Annotated in this window: 5 protein-coding genes; 4 read left to right on the top strand and 1 reads right to left on the bottom strand. The window is 31.9% G+C overall.

Going from position 1 to position 12,495, the window contains the following annotated elements:
• The first annotated feature begins 11 nt into the window (after positions 1–11).
• Positions 12–1,346 carry a DUF4374 domain-containing protein gene (locus OQ292_RS27470; RefSeq protein WP_284687491.1) on the top strand — a complete coding sequence of 445 codons (1,335 nt, stop codon included), beginning with the start codon at positions 12–14 and terminating at the stop codon, positions 1,344–1,346.
• Positions 1,347–1,410: 64 nt separating this feature from the next.
• Here OQ292_RS27470 and OQ292_RS27465 read toward each other — a convergent pair whose 3' ends face one another.
• Positions 1,411–2,436, bottom strand: coding sequence for a bile acid:sodium symporter family protein (locus OQ292_RS27465; protein ID WP_284687490.1), 1,026 nt, complete (start codon positions 2,434–2,436; stop codon positions 1,411–1,413).
• Between the two features lie 350 nt (positions 2,437–2,786).
• Between OQ292_RS27465 and OQ292_RS27460 the strand changes: the two genes are divergently transcribed.
• The 3 genes from OQ292_RS27460 to OQ292_RS27450 all read left to right on the top strand — a co-directional run bounded on the left by OQ292_RS27460 (position 2,787) and on the right by OQ292_RS27450 (position 12,346).
• Positions 2,787–5,369 carry a carboxypeptidase-like regulatory domain-containing protein gene (locus OQ292_RS27460; RefSeq protein ID WP_284687489.1) on the top strand — a complete coding sequence of 861 codons (2,583 nt, stop codon included), beginning with the start codon at positions 2,787–2,789 and terminating at the stop codon, positions 5,367–5,369.
• Between the two features lie 260 nt (positions 5,370–5,629).
• Complete coding sequence (locus tag OQ292_RS27455; protein ID WP_284687488.1) at positions 5,630–10,147, top strand: CheR family methyltransferase; 4,518 nt, start codon at positions 5,630–5,632, stop codon at positions 10,145–10,147.
• A gap of 270 nt (positions 10,148–10,417) precedes the next feature.
• Positions 10,418–12,346: a tetratricopeptide repeat-containing sensor histidine kinase gene (locus tag OQ292_RS27450; RefSeq protein WP_284687487.1), complete on the top strand. Its 1,929-nt coding sequence runs from the start codon at positions 10,418–10,420 to the stop codon at positions 12,344–12,346.
• The last annotated feature ends 149 nt before the right edge of the window (positions 12,347–12,495 follow it).

Here is a 12,495-nt window from a genome sequence, read left to right as displayed (position 1 = left end):
CATAAATAGCAATGGATAGATTTATAATTAATTTTTTCAGAAAATTCAATTTCTACGGATTAGTAATCTTACTAGCAATTAATACCATTTCATGTTCGGATGATGATGATGCAACCGATCCTACACCAGATACTGAAGAAGATAGTGTAACAGAATCATTCTTTATCTCGGCAGCGGGTGAGTCTGCAGAATATATATTAAGTACTGATACATTGGGTGGCGATGATTTAAGTATTGTTGGAAGTGGTATTGAATTAGAACAAACAGGTTACAACTGGATTTTTAACGAAGATAATACAGTAACTGTAGGTTTAATATATGCTCAAGGTGAGCCAGGTATCGGTTTAGGATACGAGTTAGATACTGCTGGAGAGCTCTCTTCTCTTGGCGAATTTCAAATTACTTCTCGTTTTACTTCTTATGGTTTCTTCGAAGACTATGCGATTACCAGTGTTGGTGGCCAAACATTAGTAGACGAAGATGGAAATCCTTTAACTTATGAGGATGGAACTGAACGTGCTGATGGTGCTACTTTTAATTTTATAAATACTGCTGGTGGTCTTTCTTTAGAAACTCAAAGTATTGAAACCTATGGACTGATTTCTGAAGGTCAGCAGGTAACTTTCTCAGGAATTGTAGATATGGGTAACGGTGAGTTTTTAACAGGAGCAGTTGTTTCTCAGGCTCAAGATGATGAAGCAGAAGGTGGAGCAAGTACTGGTACAGTAATTTATCCAGATAGCTGTTGGGTAGTTGCTTTCGATGAAAACTTGGAAGTACAGAGAGTTTACAGATCTAATCAGTTGAGTTATGCATCAGGTCGTTACCGCTCGCAATATTACTCTCAAATAGCAAAAGACGACGACGGAAATGTATATGTATTCTCAGGTGCTTATGATTCAAACGCAACGAATCCTGCAGGTGCATTAAGAATCAATAGTGGAGCGACAGACTTTGACGATAGCTATTACTTTAATATCGAAGAAATTGCCGAAGATTACAATTTTAGAAAAGTATGGCACATTACAGAAGATTACTTCTTGCTTGAGTTCTACAACGAAACTGTAATTTCTTCTACTAATGATCCTGCTACTCAGTATGGTATTGTAAAAATGGAAGATAAAACTTTTAACTGGGTAGGTGGAGGTTTTCCTTCTAAAGATGATATCAGCGATATTGGTTTACCAATGTCTTATGATGGTAAATTATACTTCCCAATTACAGCTACTGGTGAGTATCCAACAATCTACGAGATCGATCCTGTAACTTCTCAGTCTACTGCTGTATTATCGGTTGCTAGTACCAATGTAGAAGCAATCGGATTGCTAAAGAATATTGAAGAATAGATAAAGGAATGGCAAAGAGCAGACAACTAGTTGCTCTTTGCCTTTACTTTTAACAATATTTTTTTTAACCCACAATTGTATGTTTCTTATTATTAGCGATAGATTGGGCTAGCACACTGGCTAATATCAATTGTATAGAGTGGTATATCATTACCGGTAAAAGCACAACTCCGGCAATGCTGCTAGCAAACATTACTTTTACAATTACGCTACCATGTACTAATGATTTTTTAGAGCCACAAAAAAGCATGGTCACTTTATCTTCTCTGTTAAAATTAAGTAGTTTTCCTAATTGAGACATTAAGAAAATCATCAATAAAAATAAGCCTAATAAGCCAATTCCTAATAGAAGCAAATCTGTAATTTGATAACCAGAAAACATATTTTGAGAAAACGATTTACAGAAAGAAGTGTAAACGATCATCAGAATAACAGACTGATCAAAATACTTAAGAGACGATTTATATTTAGAGAGATTAAACTTAAACTTCACATTTAAGAATATACCTGCTACCACGGGCAAAAATGTTTTGAGAATTAGTTTGCCTAAAACCGATTGAAGGTCTAAATCGATATTTGCTGAATCTATTACTTGTTCCATCCACAATGGAGTGAGAAAAATCCCGATTATGCCAGAAATACTGGCATTAAAAATAGCTGCTGGTATATTTCCATTGGCAATAGAAACCATTACAACAGAAGAAGAAACGGTAGATGGCAATGCAGCTAGAAAGAAAATCCCCAACCATAAATATTCAAATTCTCCTTTAATATCCTCTTGAAAATTTAAAAATGTGAGTACGATTAAAGGAAAAATAAGAAAAGTAGATAACTGTATAACAAGGTGTAGTTTCCAGTTACTCAAACCAGAAAGCACCTTTTGAGTATCTTGTTTTAAACCGTAGAAAAAGAAAATCAATATAACACCATATTCGGCAATACTACTCATCGAGAATGGCCCTTCGGCAATACCTGGGGCAGGAAAGATGTAAGCAAGGCCGATCATTCCTAAGAGTGCAAAAACAAACCAATCGAGTCCAACTCTTTTTAAAAGTGAAAATGGTGACCTACTTTGCTTTATATTATTCATTTAAACCTTTATCAATATCAAGAAAAATTAAAATGATAATCCTTGTTCTCATTTCCATATAAAGCGTGCAAGATAGCTATTCTTTTACATCAAATTCAAGCCGATTTAAATTCTAATAATATTCTAATTTCTTTTTGTGTGAATGTTAATGAGCTTTACTTTATAAGCTCTTATTGCTAATTAAAAAGAGAACATGCAGTTAAAACTATATAGAAGAGTGAAGTAGTAGTAGGTAGAAGAGTCTTAATTAATTTGAGGTAATAAAATTCAAATAATCGCATAACAACAACCTAATTTTGGTTGCTTCGTTGAAGAAATTAGTGCTCGTTTTTCAACTTTAAGATTAGCTAATGCGACTTTTTTACCTCTTATTGCTGTTTTTCACAGTATCACTTCAATCAAGCTTTGCTCAAAATTTTGTAACAATTAATGCTCATGTTTTAGATGCCCAAAGCAAAGAACCTGTACCTTTTGCTCATGTATACATTCAAAAATGGCATATTGGTACTGCTACAAACGAAAGTGGCTATTTCGAATTAAAAATTCCTGATAAATACTCACAAGACAGTATTCAGATTTCTTCTATTGGATATAAAACCATTAAAGTTCCCGCGCAGAATTTTATGGAAGATTTTACGCAAGTGTTTTTACCAGTCAATCAAATTGAGTTAAATACCATTACCATTGAGTCTAAAAAGCCAAATGTAAAAGAGATTGTAAAAAAAGCCAGTGAACAATTTCAAAACCTATACAGAGCAAAACCTTATTTAGCTAATTTTTATTATCACGAATCTAAAGTCTTAAACGATGTTTTTACTGGCGAAACAGATGCTGTGGGAGAATATTATAGTACAGGAATAACGGAAAATGGCAAGAAAAACAAAACGCATTTGATGAGTAGTTATCGAAACTTTTTATTCTTCGATCAGATAAGACGAAACGAATATAACTGGAAGTACGACGATTGGTATAAATATGTGCCAAAAGGCAAGTGGAATACCAGATATTATAAATCTGAACAATCTGAAAATAGATATCTATCACATAATAAAATGTGGCGGTTTAAGGATCATTTGCTCTATTTTGGGCCTTTAAGCGAAAAAAATTTAAGTTTTTTTATTTACAACTTAGAAGACATTACTACCTATAATAATGAATTGGTTTATGTAATCAGTTTTAAAGCTAAACCCAATAAAAATAAAATTAAGGGCTATGGTCAGATGTACATTACTGCTGAAAGTTATACAGTACTTTCTATTGAGGTTGGCGATTTCTTTTACGATAATGTCAATTTATTAACACACGGCTCATTCTCTACTTACTATCCTGATAACTTATTACGCCTGAGTTCTAAAGCAACTATCAATTTTGCTTTGTTTAATGGTGAGTTGTTTTTTCATCATTTTAAACTCAATATGGATTACCTCAACCCAGTAGATACTGTGCATCTATATAATGAATTACAGTTGAGTAATTTTAGTAGTAAAGAATGCTTCGATTTAAAAAATCTATCTCGAGGTTACTTTTATTTTTTAAGTGAAAATCCACTAGTTACTTATCAAAAAAGCTTTTGGGATCAATATGATGTAGTTAATCATACATCGACTAAAGATAAATTAAATGAGCCTTACGAAACGATAAGTTTATTTGATAAACAGTCTGGTGTAGAAGGCTATTATCATAAGTCTTATGCTAAAAAAATCAATAAAAATAGGTTTATAAAACCATATAATTATATACGAAAAGTTTTACACGAGACGGCTTATGGAAATACGACTATTACTGATGCAAATAGAGATTCTTTAACTGTTAAAGTAAAAAATGAAGCAACAGAATTACGTAATCCAAAAAAAGAGAGAAAAGATACTGTTTTAGTTGTTCCAATAAATAAGCAAGATAGAGATAGTTTACAATATCAAGATGTTTTGTTGAGACAAGTAGAAAATATAACTAACATATTTGGTGAAAGTTGTAAAACCATGTTTGACTCAATTAGTTACCAATCTTTTCTAACAATTAGAGATGAGCAAGTCAATCATTTATTCGATTCATTAAACTATTTTCAATCAGCAATTACACCTACCCATTATAACCAGACAAAAGGAACAATAATCGGCTTATGGTTAGAAACAAACCTCCTTTTCACACAAGCCAAAGCTGATTCAGTTAAGCATTATAATCCAAAATTGATTCTAGATGCTTTTGATAAATTCGATTTAAACAATTCCAATTATTTAAAGTCGAATGAATTTAGCAGCTATATTTTAGAGGCCATTTATACTCATTTTTACTTTTTAGAGAATACGCCAGACGATGATCTCCTATCAAATAGTTATCAGTTTATTGCAAATAAATTTGAAGAACCTGTTAGAGAATTTCTGTTATATAAACTGCTTGCTGAAGATGTGTTAGTTGAGGATTTTGGAGCTGTTTTTAGTCAGTTTAAAACTGCTTACCCCAAATCAAATTACACTACAAAAATTGATGATTTGATAGAGATAAATAAAGATGTAAAGCAAAAAGGCGATGTATTTCCTCTTATCGATGTTTTAACCATTGATAGTACACAGACTCAGATTGATTTGAGCAATAAGAAATTGGTGCTGATTGATGTTTGGTTTATTGGCTGTAAACCTTGTGTGGAGGCTTTAAAATTTACTTATCCTAAAGTAATAGAAAAGTATAAAGATAATGATGTAGCATTTATCTTTTTGTCATCTGAAGGAAATTACTCAAAATGGAAAAGTTTTATAGATAAGAATCAGTTAAAAGGTGAGCATTTTTTAATTGAGCCATCTAAAACACTCGAAACGCTCAAACTATTACATATTAATTCATTCCCATCTCAACTATTAATAGAAAATGGAATTATTGTTTCTGACATATTAGACAGTAATAAATTTGATGATGAACTAGAAAGATTTATAAAATAATAGAAACTCTATATTTTAAACTTCATAGTAGTAGACATTTATCGGCGATTGTAACATTAAAGATTACATCGCCCAAACATGGAATTTTAAAGAGTTTTCAGACCTTTTATCAATTCTATTTATTTTAATCCTTAAAAAAGATTAAAATAATATGTAGTCTTGCATTTGATAAAAATATGGATTAATTATATCGGTGGTTTGGTTAATGTTTAAAAATGAAAGATTAGCTATGAGTATCTCAACTTGACAGGCATCTTATTATGTCACAAAATAAAACTGAAACGATAATTGTAGGAATAGTCTTATCTTCGGAAGAATTAGACAGCCTAACTAAGATCATAAATACCTTTCCGCTAGATCAGGGAATTGTTTTAATTATCAAACAACAGTTTAATTCTAAGCAAAAAAAATATTTAGAATCTATTATTGAGAGATACTCTGAGATTAATAATCTTAAAATTGCACAAAATACAGAAAAGCTCATCCCTAATACAGCCTATTTAGTCAATTCTGACGATTTAATAGAGATAGATACTGAGAAGATTAAATTTTTAAATTCAGAAAAGGCGCAAGAGAAATTTACGTCAGTAGATCAATTTTTTTATTCATTAATAAGGGCATATGGAGATCGGTGTGTGGGAATTATACTTTCAGGAACAGGTAATGATGGTATAGCAGGATTGAGAGCAATTAAAAATGCAGGAGGTTTGGCATTGGTTCAAAATCCGAATGAAACAATTTACCCAGATTTACCCTTAAGTGTATTAGAAGCAGGTATACTTGATAGAGTTGTTACAATTGGGGAAATTCCTGAAGTAGTTAAAAATTATTCAAACTATCATTGCTCAATGGCAAACAAAAATACAGATTTAGATAAATTACAGGAAATAATAGAAATTCTTTCAACTAATGAAAACTTTAGTTTAAATCAATATAAATCTGCTACTGTACATCGCCGCATACTTAGGCGAATGGGAATAAATGGAATAGAAGATTACAAAACCTATATTGTAAAATTGAGGGGAAGTGAGGAAGAACGTGAAAAACTTATACAAGATTTAATGATCAATGTTACTGAGTTTTTCAGAGATCCGGAGGCTTTTAATACTTTACAAAACAATGTAATTCCGGATATACTAAGTAAGCTTAATGGAGAAGAAGAAATGATACGTGTGTGGGTTGCAGGGTGTGCAAGTGGAGAAGAAGCTTATACAATTGCCATACTTATTACTGAAACTCTTTTGCTAAAAGGGCTAAAAAATGAGATTAAAATATTTGCCACTGATATTGATGAGCAAGCAATTAAAATAGCCCGTAAAGGCATTTACTCAGATAGTATAGTAGATGTAATACCAGAAAAATATTTGGAGCTGTACTTTACGAAATTCAAAAATGGCACATATCAAATCAAAAATTATTTAAGAGATATAATAACTTTTGCAAACCAGAATGTGGTAAATAATCCTCCATTTTCTCATATGCATTTGATCAGTTGTAGAAATCTATTTATTTACTTAAAAAAAGATATTCAGGAGGCAGTATTAAACTCTTTTTATTTTTCCCTTAAACCAGATGCTTATTTATTTCTTGGTAGCTCTGAGTCTGTCGGAGATAAAACAGATTTCTTTAGATCGGTATCTAAAAAGTGGAGAATATATAAGAAAATACCAGGGCAAGAAAAGGAAAGCAGCTTTTTACAGCAAATGCAAATTGATAGAAGCGATCAAATAAGATCAAATATCGATTTTCAGTTGACTGATAGAAGTAGGAGAAATAAAAGCACTTCGGCTAGGGCTGAACAAATACAAGCTGCATTGTTAGCGACTAAAGTACCGCCAACTATTGTTGTAGACGAAAATGGCAAAGTGCTATACAATCATGGTGAAATAAAGCCTTATATCATAGTTCCTACTGGAGAACCCCGTTTGGATGTAATTCAAATCATTTTGCCTGCAATAAGGTCTAGGTTAAGAAGTAGTTTGTTTAAGATCAAAAAGGTAAGAGACAACATCAGTTTTCATTGTAGTATACCAGTTGCTGAGCTTAGCAAAGAAACCAGAAATATAAGAGTCGAACTATCAATTTTATCTGAAAATGAATTGACTGGGGAGAGCACAATTGCGATTAGTTTTTATAATGAAAATAAGCAGGTAGTTAATCAAGAGCTTCAGATAAACAATTACGATGAAAAAAAACTAAACCAAAGTTTAGAGTTAGAACTTTCAGAGACAAAGCAAGAGCTTCAAAATACGATAGAAGAATTAGAAACAAATACAGAAGAGCTAAAAGCTTTACACGAGGAGGCACTATCTACCAACGAGGAACTGCAATCTGCTAATGAAGAATTAGAAGCAAGCTCTGAAGAATTAAGATCTTTAAACTCAGAGGTAAATTCGATAAATGCTGAGCTTAAAGAAAAAATAGAAGCATTGCAAATTGCGAATAATGACGTAGAGAACTTTTTTACAAGTACCGATATTCCAATATTATTTCTTAATACCAATCTAGAAGTTAAGCGGTATACACCTGCTGCAGAACAATTATTAAAAATGGGACCGAGTGATATTGGTAGGCAGGTGAATTCATTAAGTAGAAATCTGATAGACGAAAGCCTTACAGATGAGTGCAAAAAGGTCTTACAGAATTTTCAGCCGATTAGAGTAGAAAAGCAGACATTTGATGGGAAGTACTATATAAGGCAAATTACTCCTTATCGTACTACAGACTTTAGAATAAGTGGTATTGTGGTCGTATTTCAAGATATTACAGAACTTAAAAACTTATCTAAAAGAGCCATTGGTAGAGAAAAACAACAGTCTGTTGTTGCCCGATTAGGTATGATGGCTTTGCAGGGAGTAAGTCCGAAAGATTTAATGCATTCGGTAGTAAGAGAAGTAGCATATGTGTTAAATGCAGATTTTTGCAAAATTTTGAAATATCAGCCAAAAAGTCAAAACTTTATTTTGGTAGCAGGGTTAGGTTGGTACCCGGGTTCATCAGAAGCAGTGTTAGTCCCAAATAATTACAATTCTCAGGCAGGATATACGATGCTGTCTAATGAACCAGTAATTGTTAACGACCTTGCCAAAGAGAAAAGGTTTCAAGGATCAAAGCTACTGTTAGATCATGGTGTAGTAAGTGGCATGAGTTGCATCATTAACTCAGCTGATACTGCTTACGGAGTAATAAGTATTCATACAAAAAAATATAAGAAGTTCTCTAAAGATGATGCAAACTTTCTTTTATCAGTTTCGAATATGATTTCAACTGCCATAAAAACAAGGGATGCTCAAGAGAGACTGAATTATAGTGAAGAGCAATTTAGAACGATGGCAAACGCAATACCTCAACTTGCTTGGATTACAGATGAAACTGGATATATACATTGGTATAATCAAAGATGGTATGACTATACAGGCACGTCGTTGAAGGATGTAGAAGGTTGGGAATGGAAAAGTGTTCATCATCCCGATCATGTAGACCGAGTAATTACCAATATAACTAAATGTTTTGCAGAGGGTATTGCTTGGGAAGACACATTTCCATTGAAAAGAGCAGATGGAGTTTATCGCTGGTTTCTATCAAGGGCAGAACCGATAAAGAATAAACAAGGGAAAATAATTAAATGGCTCGGTACAAATACAGATATAACAGACCAACTTAATTTGGAAAACTCTTTACGTAAGGTGGTTCTTAAGTTAGAACATGCTGACAAACGTAAGAATGAATTTTTGGCGATCTTAGGTCATGAGTTACGAAACCCTTTGGCTGCACTAAGCAATAGTCTGGATATTTTGGTTTCTGATACAATCCCATCAAAGCAGATAATAGAAATAATGGGGAGGAGCATTGTCTCAATGTCTAAAATACTTAACGATTTGCTCGATTTATCGAGAATATCTCGTAATAAAATTAATCTTCAATTATCGCCGATCAACATTTACAATTTGCTCCATACAGACTTATCGAATGTACATCAGCAGTTGAAAGCTAAAAGTCAAGAATTACTTTTAGATGTTCAAGAAGATATTTATATCCTAGGAGATGTTACAAGAGTTGAGCAGATATTCTCAAACTTATTGTTAAATGCAAATAAATACACACCTGAAGGAGGTACAATAAGTGTAAAAGCATGGCAAAAAGATGAAAAAGTACAAATAGAAATAGAAGATAATGGAATAGGTATCGCAAATGATAACCTTGAAAGAATATTTGAATCATTCTATCAAATACCTTCAAAAGGTAAAGCTGCCTCAGGTTTAGGCATAGGGCTTTCATTAGTTAAAAATCTCATAGAATTACATGGTGGGGAGATTAAAGTAAATAGTGAGGGTTTAAATAAAGGTACTCGTTTCGAAATAAGTTTTAATGCTTGTGAAAATAAATCAATTCCAAAAACTCAATTACCTACAACAGCCATGAAAGGAAAATCAAGTGCAACAGTAGTATTGGTAGAAGATAATAAAGATATAGCTACAATCTTTTCTTTTTTACTAAAAAGTTTAAACTGTGAGTTATTTGTAGCTCATAATGGTAAAGATGCCATAAAAATAATTATGGAAAAACAACCAGATGTGGCTTTTGTGGATATCGGCTTACCAGATATGACAGGCTACGACATTGCCATCTACCTAAGATCAAAAGGTTACAAAAAGAAATTAGTAGCAGCCTCAGGCTACAGCCATGAGGAAGCTAAAAAACAATCTAAATCCGCCGGTTTTGATTTACATTTAGCAAAACCTTTGAGCAAGAAAGATATTATTAGTACAATTTACTAATTTTAAGAAAAATTTGAATTAAATTTAGGTGGACATTAATGACATTATGCTACCATTATATTAAAGCTTATCATATATTAAGTTATGAGAGCAGTTAACTTGCAAAGTTCATAACATTATGTAAAACGTAAAAAAAAGAAATAAATATAAAGGGTAATAGCCTATTTTGGGCATTAAATGGCTTTTTTATATTATTATAAACTATTTTTTTGATAAAATAACTTGAAGAAAATGGTAGTTATGATTTTACAAAAAGTTATGTAAAATTTTATGAAACTGCTTGTTCATATTCTTGTAATTCTAGCATCAATAAATCATTGCTTTGGGCAAAACGATCTTGACTCTCTATTGAAAGAACTAGAAGAAACAGAAAATGATAGCACCAAAGTAAGATTATATAGTTTCATATCGGAAGATCTATGGTATATCAATCCAGATAGCGCATTGTTAATGGCACTTAAAGGTGTAGAATTAGCAAATGAAATAACTGATGATGAAGGCAAATCATATAATTTATTAAGTGCAGGTACTTCTTATTATACAATAGGTAAGTATAATGAGGCAATTAATGTATTGCTTCAATCTTTAAGAATCGCCGAAAAAAGAAAAGACGAAGCCACCACAGAAACCATCTATAACGAATTAGGAAATACTTATGCCTACCTTAAAAATCACTCAAAAGCATTAGCATACTTTTATAAAGCTTTAGAATTAGCAGAAAAAGATACTGTTAATGGCGATAAAACAACTATGTTTATAAACATAGGAGACATGTATAAAGAGTTAGGTGATTATGACAAAGCTATAGAATACAATAAGAATGCAGCTAAGCTTTTAGAACATAAAGTAGATGATTCTTTAGGTTTGGCCATAGCAGTGTTTAATGTGGGTGATATATATCAAATTCAAGGTTTTTACAACAAGGCAGATACATACCTAAAACGCTCTTTAAAAATATCTAAAGCTATAAATGATAATGAAGGAGTAGCATATTCTTATAATTCTATGGCTCAGGTTTTCTATAAAACCTCTCAGCTTGATAGCTGCATCTTTTATGCAAAAAAGAGCATTGATTATTCAAAAGAGATGGGTGGTCCAGAGATTGAGATGGAAGCTTATAAAACACTGTATCTCGCATATAAGAAAATTGGAAATTTCGAGCAAGCACTCTATTACAGAGATTTGCAAGTCAATTTGCAAGACAGTGTATTTAATATAGATAAAGAGAAGGAAATAAGTCAGTTACAATCTACTTATGAGCTAGAAAAATCTCGGTATGAGAATGATTTATTGAATAAGGATAACATCCTAAAACAGAAAGAAATCAATAAAAAGAGCTTACAAAAAGACATTATCATTATTGGCTCATTTTTCCTTGTTTTAATTAGTATTTTCTTGTTTAGAAATAACTTACAGAAGAAAAAAGTGAATGCCTTACTAGTAAAACAGAAGTTTGAAATTAGTAAGCAAAATGAAAAGCTAGAAGGTCTCAATAAAATTAAAAACAGGATTTTATCTATTATAAGTCACGATTTGAGAAGCCCGTTAAATTCTTTGCAAGGAATGTTGGTATTGCTAAGAAGTGCTTCTTTAACAGAACAGGAAATAAAATACCTAACAAACAATTTAAATGAGAGCCTAAAATCTACCATATTCTTTTTAGATAACTTATTGCATTGGGCAAAAAGCCAAATGGAAGGGATGAATGCCAATCCTGCAGATTTTGTATTAGACGATATTATCAATCAGAATATTAAACTAATGCAAACAGTTGCTAGTCAAAAAGAAGTATCTATTCATTTGGAAAGCTTTGTGAAAAACGCAAATGTTTATGCAGACAAAGCAATGGTAGATATCATTTTTAGAAATTTATTAGCGAATGCTATCAAGTTTTCTGAGCCTAAAAATATAGTAAATATTTCAACAGAAGAGAAAGAAACTGCAATCGTTGTAAGCATTCAAGATAAAGGTAGAGGTATTAAACTTGATGACCAAAATAAGATTTTTAACGATTCTTATTCAAATTTTACAACGATGGGTACGGCAAAAGAAAAAGGTACTGGTTTAGGCTTAACAATCAGCAAAGAATTACTTGAGAAAAACGATGGTAAAATATGGTTTTCAAGTGTGTATGGTGAGGGAAGTGTATTTTCATTCTCTTTGCCAAAATCAGCAATACAGCAAGTTTTGCTTAATTAAAAATTTCATTCTTAGCTTTTATTAAAAACTCTTCCCAAGTTATCTTCTTTTTTTCTAGCACCTAATTAATCTTATACACCTTTTTTAGTACTGTTATTTTTGCGCAAAACTTATAAAAAGTTATGTATATATTTGAATCATATCTTATA

Source organism: Chondrinema litorale (genome assembly GCF_026250525.1).
Taxonomy (GTDB): domain Bacteria; phylum Bacteroidota; class Bacteroidia; order Cytophagales; family Flammeovirgaceae; genus Chondrinema; species Chondrinema litorale.
This window is presented reverse-complemented; position numbering and strand designations above follow the sequence as displayed.

Excerpts from the sequence above, each read along its gene's own strand:
- OQ292_RS27470 (WP_284687491.1), top strand. The coding sequence starts at position 12 with ATGGATAGATTTATAATTAATTTTTTCAGAAAATTCAATTTCTACGGA.
- OQ292_RS27465 (WP_284687490.1), bottom strand. The coding sequence starts at position 2,436 with ATGAATAATATAAAGCAAAGTAGGTCACCATTTTCACTTTTAAAAAGA.
- OQ292_RS27455 (WP_284687488.1), top strand. The coding sequence starts at position 5,630 with ATGTCACAAAATAAAACTGAAACGATAATTGTAGGAATAGTCTTATCT.
- OQ292_RS27450 (WP_284687487.1), top strand. The coding sequence starts at position 10,418 with ATGAAACTGCTTGTTCATATTCTTGTAATTCTAGCATCAATAAATCAT.
- OQ292_RS27460 (WP_284687489.1), top strand. The coding sequence starts at position 2,787 with ATGCGACTTTTTTACCTCTTATTGCTGTTTTTCACAGTATCACTTCAA.